This window comes from Mesorhizobium sp. CO1-1-8 (assembly GCF_020164875.1).
Lineage (GTDB): Bacteria > Pseudomonadota > Alphaproteobacteria > Rhizobiales > Rhizobiaceae > Mesorhizobium.
Genome location: NZ_JAIUGZ010000003.1, coordinates 28713 through 43435, shown reverse-complemented (window position 1 = coordinate 43435; position 14723 = coordinate 28713). Strand labels below are relative to the sequence as shown.

The window sequence follows — 14723 nt, the reverse complement described above, 5'->3', positions numbered from 1 at the left end:
GGGATAAATTGGGAGAAGATCATGAAACGCATTTTCCGATTGGCGGCTGTGACCGCTCTTATATCTCCTCTGTCGGTTGCGGCGCACGCGCAGGACGACACGGTCGTCGTCGGGTTTCCGGTCGCGCTCTCGGGCTTCATCGCGCCGTATGACGACGGCCCGCGCAAGGCGGCCCTCCTGGCGATCGACGAGATCAACGCCAAGGGTGGCCTCCTTGGCAAGAAGATCACCACCGTCGAATCCGATATCAAGTCCGATCCCGGCCAGGGCGCGACCGCTGCGACCGACGTGCTGAGCCAGGGCGCCAAGCTGATCATGGTGACCTGCGACTTCGACTTCGGTGCTCCGGCCGCCCTCGTGGCGCAGGCGCAGAACGTCATCGCCTTCTCGTCGTGCGCGGCCGACCCCAAATTCGGCGTCCAAGGGCATCGGCCCGAACGCATACACGATGTCGACCGCCACGGTCTCGCAGGGCGCTACGATCGCCGACTGGACCTTCAAGGAGGCAGGCTACAGGACCGCCTACCTCTTCATGGATACGATGGTGGAATACACGCGGTCGCTCTGCGGCTCGTTCGAGGCGAGGTTCACCGAATTGGCAGGCACGGACGCGATTGTCGGCCGCGACACCTTCCACGGCGTCAACGATACGTCGATAGCCGGCCAGGTCTCCCGGCTCAAGGCCAACGCCAAGCAGCCCGATTTCGTGATGTTCTGCGGCGCTATCAACGGCGCATCGGCGATCCGCCAGATCCGTGCCGCCGGCATCGACCTTCCGCTGGTCGCCAGCGAATCCATGGACGGCGACTATTGGCTCGGCTCCGTGCCTAACCTCTCGAACTTCTACCTCGCGACCTACGGCTCCATGTTCGGCAACGATCCCGACCCGAAGGTCAACGACTTCGCCAAGCGCTATGCGGCGAAGTTCGGCCAGCCTCCTGGCACGGCGCACGCGTTGACCGGCTATTCGGTCATAGAAGCCTGGGCGCTGGCGGTCGAAAGGGCAAAGTCCTTCGAAGCGGACGCGGTTCGCGCCGAACTCGACAAGATGAACAAGGAGATCCTCCTCATCGGCGAGACCACCTTTACCCCCGACTTGCACATCAACATCAATCGTCCGATGCTTTTCCAGAAGATCGTCAACGGGAAGCACGAGCCGATCGGACGCTTCGTGTCGGAGAAGATCCCTGAGGTGAAGTTCTGACGCTCGGACGCTTGTAGGATTTGAGACATGGGCAGCGGGACACCAAGGCTCATCGCCGAGAAGATCGGCGTTCGCTTCGGCGGTCTGGCTGCCCTGTCCGATGTCGACCTCGACCTGGGCGAGGGGGAGATCGTTGGGCTGATCGGCTCGAACGGTGCCGGCAAGAGCACACTGATCAACGTACTCTCCGGCTTTCAGCGGGCGACGGAGGGACGGGTCGCCTATGGCGACCTGCCGCTCAACCGGCTGGCGCCGCACCGGATCGCCAGGTCGGGAATCGTGCGCACCTTCCAGTCGGTGCGTCTCTTTCCAAACCTAAGCGTCGTCGACAATGTGGTGGCATCGGCCGCCGTGCTGGGCTCCGCCGCCCCGCCAGCGCGCGATCTGCTCCATCTGCTCGGGCTGTTCGATCAGGCGGCCCGGCCCGCCGGGTCGCTGTCGTACGCGCATCAGCGCCGGCTCGCCATTGCGCGTGCGCTGGCACTCAGACCGAAATTCCTGCTCCTGGACGAGCCGGCGGCCGGCATGACGCCCGAAGAGGTCGCAGACCTCGACGCCACGCTGGTGTCGCTGCGCAACCAGACGGGGTTGGGGCTGCTCCTGGTCGAGCACAACATGGCGCTGGTGATGGCCGTGTGCGAGCGGTTGGTCGTCCTCGACGGCGGGCGGGTCATCGCCCGCGGCGCCCCACAGGAGGTCAGGACCAATCCCGTGGTGCGACGTGCATTCCTCGGCAGCCTGGAGGCCGCGACATGATCATGCTGTCAGTCGCGGGACTGTCGGTGAGCTACGGGCCGATCCCGGCGCTGCGCGATATCGCCTTCGAGCTCGCCGAAGGCGAGACGCTGGCCGTCGTCGGGGCGAACGGCGCGGGCAAGTCGACGCTGACGCTGACGATCGCCGGCGTGCTGCGTCCGGGCGCCGGCACCGTCGCCTTCCAGGGCAGGTCGCTCGCCGGCCATGTCCCCGAGACCATCGCGCGGCAGGGAATCGCCCTGGTGCCCGAAGGGAGGCATATTTTCGAGGGTCTCACGGTGGAGGAGAACCTCCTTCTCGGCCTTACCGTGCAGGCTGGAAAGGTCTCGCCGGTGGAGGCTTTCGAGAGCGTCTTCGCCATGTTCCCGATCCTCAAGGAGCGGCGCTCCGGCATGGCGACGCGCCTGTCGGGTGGCGAGCAGCAGCAGCTCGCGATTGCCCGAGCCCTGCTGTCGCAACCGAAGCTCCTGATCCTGGACGAACCGTCTCTCGGTCTGGCTCCGGTGATGGTCGATAAGGTCTATGAGACCCTGAAGGATTTGAAGCGGCAGGGGGTGACCCTGCTCCTGGTCGAGCAGAACCCCGACCGCATCGGCCAGGTCGCCGACAGGGTCATGGTGCTTGCCAACGGCATCGTGCAGCTCAGCGGTCCTGCCTCGGAAGTCCTGCACGACGAGCGGCTCGGGGCCGCCTATCTGGGGAAGGGGGTGAAGGGGGCATGATCTTTGTCCTGCAAACATTGATCGACGCGATCAGCGTTGGTGCGCTCTACGCCCTGTCAGCCCTGGGGATCGGCCTGCTATTCGGCATCATGCGCCTGATCAACTTCGCCCAGAGCGAGTTTGTCACGATCGGCGTCTATGTGCTGATGATGACCGCCGGCGTCTGGTTCCCCGTCGCCGCGGTTGCCGCGATCTTGGCGGTCATCGTGCTGGCCCTGCTGGTCGAAAGGCTGGCGTTCCGGCCCGTCCGCGACGCCGATCCGGCGACGCTGCTGATCACCAGCTTCGCGGTCAGCTATTTGCTGCAATACACGCTGGTCCTCGTCTTCGGAGCGCGTCCGATCGGCTTCGATCTCCTGCCCGAGCTCGGCCAACCCTTCCTGATCGGCGACGTGCGCGTTGCGCGGCTGAACGTCGTCACCATCGTGGTCACGGCCGTGCTGCTTGCGGGAGTTGCCTTCTTCCTGCGCCGGACCAGGACCGGGATCGAGATGCGGGCCGCTGCCGTGGACTTCCGTATGGCGCGACTCCTGGGCGTTCGCGCAAACCGCGTCGTCGCCGTCGCGTTCGCGCTAAGCGGCGGTCTGGCGGCGGTCGTGGCGATCCTGTTCGTTGCGCAGACCGGAACGGTCTCGCCCGGCATGGGCCTGCAGCTGGCGCTCGTCGGCTTCGTGGCGACGGTCATCGGCGGAATGGGAAGCCTGGTCGGCGCTGTGCTTGGCGGCATGGCGGTCGGCTTCGCCACCGTGATCCTGCAGGCGGTGCTGCCGCCCGACCTGCGCGTCTTCCGCGAAGCGTTCGTCTATGCCGCGGTCATCGCCGTCCTGGTGTTCAGGCCGCAGGGGCTCTTTCGAAGCGCTCTCGCGCGGGAGCGTGTCTGATGCGAGCCCACCTCTCGACGCTGCTTCTCCTGGCTCTCGTCGTCATCGCGGTCGCTGCCGTCGGCCTGACCGGCTCGTCGGTGGTGGAGCGCGTCGCCGTCGACACGCTCATCAAACTGGTGGTCGTGATCGGCCTTTCCGTCTTCATCGGTAATTCGGGCATCCTGTCATTTGGCCATGCGAGTTTCGCGGCGATCGGCGCCTATGGCGCGGCGTGGTTCACCCTGCCGCTGGCCGCCAAGAAAATCTTCCTGCCGCATCTTCCGGCCTTCGTCCTGGCAACGCAGCTCCCGCTGCCGGGGGGCGCGGCCGTCGGCGTCGTGCTTGCGGCGCTCGCCGCGCTCGTCATCGGCGTGGTCATCATGCAGCTTTCGGGCATTGGCGCCAGCATCGCCACGCTCGCATGGCTGGCGATTGTCAACACCGTCTGTTCCAACGCCGACTCCCTGACCAAAGGAACCAGTTCGCTGGTCGGATTGCCGCTGGCGACCGGCATCGGAACGGCCACGGCCTCTGCGCTTCTCGCGCTGACCGTCGCCTATGTCTTCAAGTTTTCGCGCTATGGCCTGATGCTGCAGGCCTCACGCGAAGACGAGGTCGCGGCGCGCGCCTCCGGCATCGCAGTCCGTCCGCTGCGGCTGATGGCCTTCGTGCTGTCGGCCGCCCTGGTGGCGCTGGGCGGCATACTGCAAGGACATTTCCTCGGCATCCTCACGGTCAGCCAGTTCTACCTGGAGTTCACGTTCCTGACACTCGCGATGCTGGTGATGGGCGGTATGCGCAGCCTGTCCGGCGCGGTGGTCGGCACCATCGTGCTGGCGGTTGCCGCGGAAATCCTGCGCTTTCTCGCTGGCGGGTTCAGCGTCGGCGGTATCGTGGTGCCAGCGGCAACGGGATTGCGCGAGATCGTGCTGGCCCTGATCATGCTGGCCGTTCTTCTCATCCGCCCGCGCGGCCTCACCGGAGGACACGAAATCTCGCTGCGGTCTATCAGATTTTAAGCAGGCGCGCTGTCGAAGAACGCCGCGCCTTGACGCCGCGTTATTCGTGAGGGGAAGTAGTCTTTCCGGAGCCGACGTGGTCCGACCGGTAGGATGCCCTGACCCGGTAGTGCGCCGTGCCGGCCCTGCAATGAGCGCACCTCGCCGGGGCTGAGATGGCGAACCTTCTTGGCCGGGGAGCCGACCCACATCGTGCCTGCTTCGACCATCTTTTCGGGTCCAATGACGGCGCCATCGAGCACGGTAGCGCCGATGGTGACGGATTTGCCCTCGTCACTTCGGATGATGACCGCGTCTTGGATGTTGGTGTTTCGGTCGATCGAGATCGGACCAAAGTTGCCGCGCAGGACCGCATTGAACCAGATGGTAGAACCCATGCAGATTTCGACATGGCCGACTACCGTCGGCGCGAGGAATGTCGAGGGGGCAATCGACGGCTCGGCAGCTGCAGAAGCAGAGTGCCGTTGCCTTGCGGGTGGCTGTCACCCGGACATCATTGCGGGATGTGTCCATCCGCGCTGCTGGTTTGTTCTACAGACCGGCATCTCGTCCCTCGCGCAGTCGCTCCGCACGGCTTCTCAGATATTGCGCGAGAAGCAGCAGGCTCGTCGCCAGCACGATGATGAGCGTCGCCGCGACCGCGACGACGGGCGTGATGCTTTCGCGCAGGCCCGAGAAGATCTGGCGCGGCAAGGTTCGCTGCTCGGGGCTGCCGAGGAACAGGGACAACACCGCTTCGTCGAAGGATGTCGCAAACGCGAATAGGGCCCCCGTTGCCACGCCCGGCGCGATCAGCGGCAGCATGACGCCGAAGAACGCCTGAACCGGCGTCGCGCCGAGGCTGAGCGCCGCGCGCGTCATGTTAGGATTGAAGCCCTGGAGCGTGGCGCCGACGGTCAGCACGACAAGCGGCAGCGAGATGGCGGTGTGGCCCATCACGAGGGCCCACATGCTGCCGGCGAAGCCTAGCCGGGCATAGAGGAAGAACAGCGCGATGGCTACGATGACGACCGGGATGATCAGCGGCGAGATCAGGAGCGCCGTCGCCGTCGTGCCGATCCAGCTTTTCGAGCGCCACAGCCCGACCGCCGCGAGCGTGCCGAGGGTGGTGGCGAAAACCATAGTGCACAGCGCCACGACGAGGCTGTTGCGGAAGGACCCCATCCACACCGGATTGTTGAAGAACTCCGCGTACCAGCGCATAGATACGCCGGGCAGCGGATAGACGAAGAAGTCGCCGCTGCTGAACGACAGCGGCACGACCAAGAGGATCGGCAGGAGCAGAAAGCCCAGCATGAGCACGAGGATGGTGTTGAACAGCCAATCCGTCGGCCTGGCCGCGTTGAAGCGTGGGGTCATGCCGCAACCCTCGTAATGCCGAACACCCGGTAGATCACGGCGAACAGCGCAATTGTCATGATGAAGAGCCAGGCGCCCAGGGCCGAGGCGAGGCCCCAGTTGACGCTCATGTTGGTGAAGAATGCCACGAAGTAGCTGACCATCTGGTGCTCGGGTCCGCCAAGCAGCTCCGGCGTGATGAAGAAGCCGAGGGACAACGTGGACACCAGGACGATACCGGCGCCGATGCCGGGAAATGTCAGCGGCAGATAGACCGACCAGAACGCACGCCACGGAGACGCACCCAGCGAGCGGGAGGCCCGCACGTATGAGGGCGGAATGGATTGCATGACGCTGGCGATCGGCAAGATCATCAGAGGCAGGAGCAGGTGCACCATCGCCAGCCCGACGGCGAACCAGGTGCGGATGAACTGCAGGGGTTCGTCCACGATGCCGGAGCCGGTAAGCGCCGCGTTGAGCACGCCGTTTTTCTGCAGGATGAGGATCCAGGCGAGCGTGCGCACCAGAAGGGACGTCCACAGGGAAATCAGCACGATGAACAGGGCCGCGCGCCCAAGGCGAGGCCGGATCCGGACAAGGCTATAGGCGGTGACGTAGCCAAGAACGACGCAGGCGGCTGTAACGCCGATGCTGGCGAGGAATGTCCTCAGGAAGACGCGCTGGTAAATCGCGGTGTCTTCGTCCACCCGGCCGATCGAGCCATCCGGCTTGCGCTGCAGGTCGATGGCGGAAAGAACGAAAAGCGGAGTCCAGCGGGAGGATTCCTGCCGCAGAATCTGCCAGATGACCGGCTCGGCCCACCGTTCGTCGATGGTCGCCAGCCTTTGCGCCGCCGTGCCCTCGGGATGGGCGGCAAGACCGTTGGCGGTCTTCTGGACGAGCGAGCGGTATCCCGCCTGATGATAGTTGAGAGTCCGCGCCAGGATCGCCAGCGCGGGCGTGCCGCGCAGGGCGGTCAGGTCGTCGACCAGCGCCTGCTGAACCGCGTCCGGCGGCATCGCTTCGGCACCGCTCCAGACGTTCATCGCCTGGGTTGTCCGCGGGATGTTGTCGACGAGATCGGAATTGTCGACCGCCCGGTACATGAAGAACAGCAGCGGCCCGATGAAGGCCACGAAAAGGAAAACCAGAGCCGGCGCCGTGAGGCACAACGCCTTGAATTCCCGGATGCGCTCCTGCCGGCGCAGGTGGCGCCCCAGATCATCCTGCCGCGAACCGGGAGGGTCCGGATCCCGCGCGATGCGCGCGGAATCCTTCGTGTCGACGGCGATTGTCAGGTGAGCTGCCATTACTTGCTGGCCCAGGCGTTGAAGCGTTCCGTGAGCGTGTCGAGGTTGTCGCGCCAGAACGCGGGATCGCTGGCGAGGCTATACGCAACGCGGTCCGGCGTGTTCGGCATGTAGGTGAGGTACTTCGGCTCGAGCAGCGCGAACGCCTTGGTGTTCGCCGAGGCGTAGTCGACGTGGCGCATGAACTCGGCCTGCGGCTCCGGCGTCGTCGCCCAGGCGATGAAGTCCATCGCCTGCTTGGCTTTCGGCGACCCCTTCAGGATCACCCAATTGGTGTTGCCGAGCACATAGCCGGCATCCCAGATGAATTCGAGCTTCTGGCCCTGGGTCTTGTTGGCGTCGGCGACGCGGCCGTTATAGGCGGCCGCGATGTCGAACTCGCCCGCGATCAGATCCTGAACCAGCTCGGTTCCCGACGACCACCAGACGAGCTGGTCCTTGATCTCGTCGAGCTTGGCGAACGCCTTGTCCTGGCCTTCCTTGGTCGCGAGAACCTTGTAGACCTCTTCCTTCGGCACGCCGGCGCCGAGCAGCGCGATCTCAAGGGTGAAGGTCGCCGACTTGCGCATTCCGCGCTTGCCCGGGAATTTCTTCACGTCGAAGAATTCAGCCCACGTCTTGGGACCGTTGGCCATCTTGGCGCCGTTGTAGGTCAGCCCGATCGTGCCGATCTCCGAGGCTACGCTGCAATCGCCATAGGTGCCAGGCGCCAGGTCGGCGACCGGAATGCGCGTCAGGTCCAGCTTCTCGTACAGTCCTTCCTCGCAGCCAGCGAACGCTTCGGCATCCTCCACCTCGGCGATTTCCCACTGATGGGACTTTGCCTCGACCTGTGCGCGGATCTTCGCGATCTCGCCGTTGAAGGTATCGTCGATGATCTTGATGCCGGTCGCCTTCTCGTAAGGATCCCAATAGGCGGCTCGGTTGGCTTCGCTGAGCACGCCGCCCCAGCTTGCGACCCGGAGTTCCTCCGCGGACGCGGCGGCGGTGCCGAGCACCAACGCGCCCAACACAGGCAGAAGTTTTTTACCGTATATACGCATTCTCTTCACCTCCACGGACGTTCGGTTCCAGGCCGCTTCCATGGTCCGTCACACGGAGGGCGGAAGGTCATGTGGTCGACTGGCATGTGCGCCGTCATTTCCATTTCCACGCGCTTGCGGCCGCGGCCTTGCGCTGTCGCTATTTCCCGGCCTGGCCAGGCAACGCGCGCACCGCGTCGACGCCGATGGCCAAACCGATCTTCTGTCCGATGTGGAAATGTGGCCGGTCGGAACCGGAGGACACCTTCACCAGAACGGTGTCGACGCCGAATGCGCTGCACCGGATGCGTAACTGATCACCCGTGTAGAATGCCTCGAGCACCTCGGCCGGGGCAGCGCCAGGCTCATCTGGAGAGCAGGCGCGGATTGCCTCCGGCCGTATGGCGACATGCGCCGGATCGCCCGCCTTCAGCGCAGCGGCCGGACGGCCGGAGAAGACCTGCCCCGACCCCAGCCGGAGCTGGCACGTCTCGGCATCCGTCGTGAGAACGGTCGCGGGGATAAGATTGTTGTCGCCGAGGAAGCCGGCGACGAACGCCGTGTCGGGGCGCTCATAGAGGTCGCGCGGCGAGCCGAGCTGCTCGATGCGTCCCTGATGGAAGAGCGCCACCCGGTCGGAGAGGGTCAGCGCCTCTCCCTGATCGTGCGTGACGTAGATGATGGTGACGCCCAGTCGCCTGTGGAGCTGCTTGATCTCGACCTGGAGCTGTTCGCGAAGCTGGCGGTCGAGGGCGCCCAGCGGTTCATCCATCAGGATGAGGCGCGGCTGGAAGATCAGCGCGCGCGCGACGGCCACGCGCTGCTTCTGGCCGCCGGACAGCGCGGTCGGACGCCGCTGGCCGAAGCCTTTCAGGTTGACCATGTCGAGCGCCTGCTCCACCTGCGTCTTGATCTCGGCGCGGCTCCTGCGGCGCAGGCGGAGGGGATAGGCGAGGTTTTCCGCGACGCTCATGTGCGGGAACAGCGCGTAGTCCTGGAACACCATGCCGATGTCGCGGCGATGCGGCGGTACGCGGGTGAGCGACTGGCCGGCAAGGGTGATTTCACCGGAAGTCGGCTCCTCGAAGCCGGCCAGCATCATCAGGGTCGTGGTCTTGCCTGAGCCGGATGGGCCAAGCAGGCTGAGGAACTCGCCCTCGCGGACGAAAAGGTCGAGCTTGTCGACGACCGCGGTATGTCCGTCATACGTCTTGGTGACATTGTCGAAGCGGACCAGATCCGGGCTGGGCTTCTGCGTTTCCTGATAGGCGGAAACGTCCCTGATCACGATCATGATCCACCTCCCGCAGGGAGGCTCGAGCCGGTCGAAGCCGCACGGCGCGGGCGTATCGGCAGGGTCGATCGTGTGGTTGAAGTGGCAGCGACGCCGGCGACGCTTCCGGCTGCAGACAGATGGGCATTTTTTTGCATTTTGATGTCCACGTTCCCGATGCGCCTTGCTAGCCTGTTTTTGCTATATCAGTAAATAGAATCCATTTCTTCAGGGTCGCGCAGGTGTCGGGGTGTCGCTGATAGAGGAGCGACATGCCGCCACCGTGTTCCAACTACGGGAAGACGATTGCCGGCGAAAACTGTTCATACATTGTGGACCCCATTGTATAGTTGGCTTTCGATTTGCAATTAGCTCGTTGCGCTCTTCGATGCGAGAGCGATCAGAAATAATCCTGACTCTTGCCAAAAGCCGAAAGGCCTTATTTTTTCAGACAAAAATACCACTTTTTTCCGCTTGCGCTCTCCTCCCAGAGGAGGAAGCGGCGCTTTTGTGCTTTGGCCGGTTGTGCCGCGCGTTTACGGCACAACCTCGGGAGCGCTGCCGCTAGCCGGCGATCAGCAGCTCGCGCGGCACGCTGGACAGGATTTCCGCGCCGGTAGCGGTCACTAAGACGTTGTCGATGTGGCGGGCGCCCAGGCAAAGATCGGCTGCGAAAATCGGAGGCTCGATCGTGATGAGCATGCCGGCCTCGAGATCGACCGGTTCATACGGATACTGATCAAAGACAAAGCCGTATTCGGCGAAGTTGGGTGGAAATCCGACGCCGAGCCCATAGCCTGATGCGTGGAGCCGCCCATATTCCCAGCCCGAGTCGAGCATCACCTTGCGCGCTGCCTGATGGGGGACCGCGCTGGAGACGCCCGGCCGCACGGCGGCGATCGCAGCGTCGCAGGCCTCCAGCGTCTTGTCATGGATTTCCCGCATCTTGGCCGTCGGCTTGCCGAGGCAGAGATTGCGCCCCATCGAGACCGTGTAGCGGTGGTATGCCGCGGCGAATTCGACATGCATGAAATCCCCGGCGCGCAGAACGCGCTCCGTCGGCAACGGATGCGGGAGGGCGGTGCGATCGCCGGTGCCGATGTTGATCGGGCTGGGCGGCACGTCGCTGCCCAGCGACAGCATCGTGTGATAGACCGCCGCCGCGACCTGATGCTCGGTATTTCCGGGGACTGCCGCTTCCACGCAAGCATACATGCCGGCATCCAGCCATTTGGTGGCTGTGCGCATCATGGCGATCTCGGCCGGCGATTTGACCTTCTTGATCTCGGGGATGAGCTTCGTCGCGTCGACAACATGACGGCCGGCGAAGATGCGCTGCAGTTCGCCGTAGTCCCGGTAGGTAAGGAAGCTGGCCGGATACTCGCAGCCGAGCCGCGCGCCGTCGAGTTTCAGCGAGGCGAGCACATTGGCGAATACCTCCATCTGCTCCACGGGGAGGTTTCCGGAGAAGCCGTGGACTTCTCCAATAAGCGGCTGCTGTTCGTACTCGATGACCTCGGCCACGCGGCAGATCGCTGGCAGGGCCTTGTCGTCCAGGCTGAAGAAGACGCACTGGAATTCCTGGTAGGCCTTGCCGCGATATCCGGTCAGGTAGTGGATCGAACGGGGATCAATCACGATCAAAACGTCGATCCCGCTCTTCGTCATCGCCGCGCGAACCCGGCGGTGACGTGTCGCGTACTCCTCGTCGCTGAAGTCCGGCGCATTCCAGCGCTCGCCCGCACCCAGGATGGTCTTCATCTTCGAACTCCTCTCCGGATCAGGCTGGCGCTCGGGTCTCGATCCGTTCGAGAGCGCAGCACATGTCATCAACGCGTCGGCGGCCAGTGCCGGGTTCCAACAAACCTTCCGAGGATCCCGTTCAGTGACAATCAGTCATGCCCACCGATGACTGTCGCGCCGGAGCGGACAGGCAGACCCTCGGGATCCGGCATCGCCGTGATCACCAGCGATATTGTTGAGGGATCAGCTACCAGCAGAGGCTTCTGGCCACACTCCCCCCGAAGGAGGATAGCGGAAAACGGCGCTCTCGGCGACATCTGCACCGCTGGAAAGACCGAGATTGGGAGAGATCCGCTCTCCGGAGAGACAAACGCCACCCTCGAACCGGTGAGGGTGACGTCCGCTCGCGGTTCTTACCGGCTAGCCCAGGAGTTGAAGCGCTCGGTGAGCGTGTCGAGGTTGTCGCGCCAGACTGCGACGTCGGTCGGAATGCCGTGTTCAGCGCGTTCCGGCGTGTTGGGCATGTAGGTGAGATATTGGGGCTCAAGCAAAGCAAAGGCTTCCTTGTTGGCCGAAGCATAGTCGATATGGCGCATGAATTCGGCCTGCGGCTTCGGAGCGGTCGCCCAGGCGATGAAGTCCATCGCCGCCTTTGCGTTTGGCGAACCTTTGAGGATCACCCAGAAGTTGTTCCCAAGCAGGTAGCCGGCGTCCCACACGAATTCAAGCTTCTGGCCCTGGGTCTTGTTGGCGGCCGCGACGCGTGCGTTATAGGCAACGCCGATATCATATTCACCAGCCAGGAAGCCCTGGATCTGTTCGGTTCCCGATGACCACCACACGATCTGGTCCTTGATCTCGTCGAGCTTGGCGAACGCCTTTTCCTGTCCCTCCTTGGTTGCGAGGGTTTTGTAGACATCCTCCTTCGGCACGCCGGCACCCAGCAGAGCGAGTTCAAGCGTAAAAGTCGCCGACTTACGCATTCCGCGCTTGCCCGGGAATTTCTGCAGGTCGAAAAATTCAGCCCATGTCTTCGGGCCGTTTTCGACCTTGGCCTTGTTGTAGGCGAGTCCGATTCCGGCGCCCAGGGAGACCACGCCACAATCATTGTAGGTGTGGGGCAGGAGGTTAGCGACTGGAAGACGCGACATATCCAGCTTCTCGTACAAACCCTCCTCGCAACCGGTGAGGGTTTCGGCATCTTCCATCTCGGCGATGTCCCACTGGTAGGAACCCGACTCCACCTGCGCGCGCGCCTTGGCGATCTCGCCGTTGAACGTGTCGTCGACGATCTTCGTGCCGGTGGCCTTTTCGTAGGGGTCCCAATAGGCAGCGCGGTTCGCCTCGTTCACGACTCCGCCCCAGCTTGCGATCCGCAATTCATCTCCGGACGCGGCCGCGCTGAATGCCACGAGCGTTGCCGCCGCCAAGGGCAGAACTATTTTCCGATACATATCCATTCTCCTCACCCCGCGGACCCTGGTCTGCTGTCGTGCCGTGGGTCCGTAGTACGGTCGACATCTCTGCGCTAAAAATCAGCCGTTCGATCCTGACCTTCGAATTTCCCTTCTGGACGCCATGTTCGCTGGCTTATTTGTGCTATATCAATATTGATCATATATCATGGGTTCGGTGTCAATCTGCTATTTGGGCCATGACGAGGGCGGGACGGGCATGGACAACACCATTGCGGAAAAACGACAAAGGGGCAGACCAAAGTCGCTGGCGCCGAAACTGTCGGCGGTCGACAGCCGTCTATCAGAACCGGTCGAGCGGCAGGTCTATCGGAGCATCCGGCACGGACTGATGAGCGGCCTGATCGCGCCGGGCAGGGCCCTCTCTGGCCGTTCGCCTGCCCTGCGGCTGCGTGTGAGCGTCCGGCCGGTCCGCGATGCGCTGAAGCGGCTCGATGCTGACGGTATCCTGGATGGCAGGCCCCAGAGCAGCTTTTCCCTGGGCGGCATGACCGCATCCGAATATCGCGAGATCACCAAGGATGAAATTGGCACGACGACCTGCAGGACTGTCTGGCGGAAAACTACCGCTTTCATTTCACGACATATCGCGAGGCGGAGATGAAGACGCTGTGGCCGATCATCGAGAACCTGTGTGTACGGATCGGCCCCGTTCCCAACTGCCACCCGCATGACTACAACAGCACCGAGACACGCAAACACGCGGCGAATATCGATGCGCTGGAGCGCAATGACGAGGACGCTCCAGCAACTGCGGTCCGGAACGAACCGAACAATGCCGCGAACCGGATCGTCGCCAACCTTCCCAATGGCCAGAGCGTCGTGGTTAGATTCTGCCGAAGAATTGTTGGTTTTGCTCCGCAAGCCAACGAGTGGTTTTCCGCCGGCGGGCGCCCGCTGCGTCGGGCGGCTTGCTCGATAAACTACATCAGGACTGCGCCGCCCTCTAAGATCATCACGCCATCGAGCAGATAGAACTGTTTCAATCTAACCATGAAACGCTCTGGTCCTATGGGCGGCGGCGTGAGGATGCATCGGGAGAATGCTTTGCCCACAATGAGACTTCCACCGCTTTCCGCGCTCCGCGTGTTTCACGAGGTTGGAAAGTGCACCAGCATGCGGCGCGCTGCCGCCGAACTCAACGTTACCCATACGGCCGTGGTGCGTCATATGCGGGAACTGGAGTCGTGGTTCGGCACCAAGCTCGTCGAAACAACGCCTGGCGGGACGGTGCTGAACGCGCAGGGGCGACGCCTGCATGACCTGACGCAGCAGGGTTTCGAACTCATTGCGCAGGCGACGGCAGAAATCCGTCCGCCCGGGCAGTCCAGCGAACTACGGATATGGGCGGCGCCCGGCTTCGCGACCTTCTGGATTTTGCCCCGGCTCAGCCAGTTGCAGAGAGAGATGCCGCGCGTCGCGATCTCGCTGCTGCCGACGGAACAGACGCCTTCCTTCGGCAAGGGCGAGGCGGACGTCGAAGTCCGCTACGGTCCGCGCGCCGACGAAAACCTGATCAGCATCGAGATCGTCCGGCCGCGCGTCCAAGTGCTCGCGTCCGCGAACTGGATCGCGGCCCATCCCGAGGTTCAAACCGCTGCCGATCTCGCCAAGGTGCCGCTGGTGCACGAGCGGCTGCACGACGACTGGCGGTTCTGGTTCGAACAGGCCGGCGTCCCGGTTGGGACGCTGAGCGGTCCGCGCGTGGGTGTGCTTCCAGCCGTTCTGGAGGCCGTGCGCCGGGACCAAGGGCCGGGGCTGTTCCCCGAACCGTTCATCGACGAGCACATATTGCGCGGCAATTTGCGGCCGGCCGTGCCCGAAGCGCCACGGCTTCGACCCTACGTCATGGTCGTGCATCGTGATCGCATCGACGACCCTGCCATCAGGGCATTTCAGCGCTGGTTGAAGTCGACCCTGCAGGATTTCTGACCGCACGAAGAGCAGTTCGGGAGCCGCTCCGGTGGAAACAAGTAATTTCCACCGTGGTCGAGAGTT

At 63.6% G+C, this 14723-nt stretch carries 15 protein-coding genes and 1 pseudogene; 9 read left to right on the top strand and 7 right to left on the bottom strand.

Annotated features, from left to right (window positions below; translation table 11 throughout):
- Positions 1-21: 21 nt before the first annotated feature.
- The 6 genes and pseudogenes from LB558_RS33115 to LB558_RS06625 form a co-directional block, all read left to right on the top strand.
- Positions 22-399 (top strand): annotated as a pseudogene (locus tag LB558_RS33115) (ABC transporter substrate-binding protein); the annotation flags it as partial.
- A complete protein-coding gene (locus LB558_RS32860) occupies positions 341-1204 on the top strand; it encodes an ABC transporter substrate-binding protein (RefSeq protein ID WP_318011618.1) in 864 nt (287 codons plus the stop codon). The pseudogene LB558_RS33115 and the gene LB558_RS32860, both read left to right, overlap by 59 nt.
- A gap of 27 nt (positions 1205-1231) precedes the next feature.
- Positions 1232-1960 (top strand): ABC transporter ATP-binding protein, encoded by a 729-nt coding sequence (locus LB558_RS06640; protein WP_224696799.1) that lies wholly within the window; start codon positions 1232-1234, stop codon positions 1958-1960.
- Positions 1957-2682, top strand: a complete 726-nt coding sequence (locus LB558_RS06635; RefSeq protein WP_224696798.1) for an ABC transporter ATP-binding protein — start codon at positions 1957-1959, stop codon at positions 2680-2682. Before LB558_RS06640 ends, LB558_RS06635 begins: the two co-directional genes overlap by 4 nt.
- The gene (locus LB558_RS06630) at positions 2679-3563 is read left to right on the top strand and encodes a branched-chain amino acid ABC transporter permease (RefSeq protein WP_224696797.1); all 885 of its coding nucleotides are present in this window, start codon (positions 2679-2681) and stop codon (positions 3561-3563) included. Before LB558_RS06635 ends, LB558_RS06630 begins: the two co-directional genes overlap by 4 nt.
- Entirely contained in the window at positions 3563-4564 is a 1002-nt protein-coding gene (locus LB558_RS06625) for a branched-chain amino acid ABC transporter permease (protein WP_224696796.1), read from the top strand. Before LB558_RS06630 ends, LB558_RS06625 begins: the two co-directional genes overlap by 1 nt.
- Here the strand turns inward: LB558_RS06625 and LB558_RS06620 are convergent.
- From LB558_RS06620 to LB558_RS06590, 7 genes are all read right to left on the bottom strand, one after another.
- A complete protein-coding gene (locus LB558_RS06620; RefSeq protein WP_224696795.1) occupies positions 4561-4941 on the bottom strand; it encodes a gamma carbonic anhydrase family protein in 381 nt (126 codons plus the stop codon). The two genes, LB558_RS06625 and LB558_RS06620, sit on opposite strands and share 4 nt — an antisense overlap.
- Before the next feature lie 154 nt (positions 4942-5095).
- Positions 5096-5923, bottom strand: coding sequence for an ABC transporter permease (locus tag LB558_RS06615; RefSeq protein WP_224696794.1), 828 nt, complete (start codon positions 5921-5923; stop codon positions 5096-5098).
- Positions 5920-7212 (bottom strand): ABC transporter permease, encoded by a 1293-nt coding sequence (locus LB558_RS06610; RefSeq protein WP_224696793.1) that lies wholly within the window; start codon positions 7210-7212, stop codon positions 5920-5922. Before LB558_RS06610 ends, LB558_RS06615 begins: the two co-directional genes overlap by 4 nt.
- Positions 7212-8255 carry an ABC transporter substrate-binding protein gene (locus LB558_RS06605; RefSeq protein ID WP_224696792.1) on the bottom strand — a complete coding sequence of 348 codons (1044 nt, stop codon included), beginning with the start codon at positions 8253-8255 and terminating at the stop codon, positions 7212-7214. Before LB558_RS06605 ends, LB558_RS06610 begins: the two co-directional genes overlap by 1 nt.
- A 139-nt stretch (positions 8256-8394) precedes the next feature.
- Positions 8395-9528 (bottom strand): ABC transporter ATP-binding protein, encoded by a 1134-nt coding sequence (locus LB558_RS06600; protein WP_224696791.1) that lies wholly within the window; start codon positions 9526-9528, stop codon positions 8395-8397.
- A gap of 543 nt (positions 9529-10071) precedes the next feature.
- Complete coding sequence (locus LB558_RS06595; protein ID WP_224696790.1) at positions 10072-11268, bottom strand: M24 family metallopeptidase; 1197 nt, start codon at positions 11266-11268, stop codon at positions 10072-10074.
- Positions 11269-11663: 395 nt separating this feature from the next.
- Positions 11664-12680 carry an ABC transporter substrate-binding protein gene (locus LB558_RS06590; RefSeq protein WP_224696789.1) on the bottom strand — a complete coding sequence of 339 codons (1017 nt, stop codon included), beginning with the start codon at positions 12678-12680 and terminating at the stop codon, positions 11664-11666.
- Positions 12681-12873: 193 nt separating this feature from the next.
- Here LB558_RS06590 and LB558_RS06585 point away from each other — a divergent pair, with 193 nt between their 5' ends.
- From LB558_RS06585 to LB558_RS06575, 3 genes are read left to right on the top strand one after another with little or no spacing between them, the layout of a single operon-like run.
- On the top strand, positions 12874-13329 hold the full coding sequence (locus LB558_RS06585; RefSeq protein ID WP_318011617.1) for a GntR family transcriptional regulator: 456 nt from the start codon (positions 12874-12876) through the stop codon (positions 13327-13329).
- Positions 13326-13700: a hypothetical protein gene (locus LB558_RS06580; protein WP_224696787.1), complete on the top strand. Its 375-nt coding sequence runs from the start codon at positions 13326-13328 to the stop codon at positions 13698-13700. Before LB558_RS06585 ends, LB558_RS06580 begins: the two co-directional genes overlap by 4 nt.
- A gap of 18 nt (positions 13701-13718) precedes the next feature.
- Complete coding sequence (locus tag LB558_RS06575; protein WP_318011616.1) at positions 13719-14657, top strand: LysR substrate-binding domain-containing protein; 939 nt, start codon at positions 13719-13721, stop codon at positions 14655-14657.
- Positions 14658-14723 lie beyond the last annotated feature (66 nt).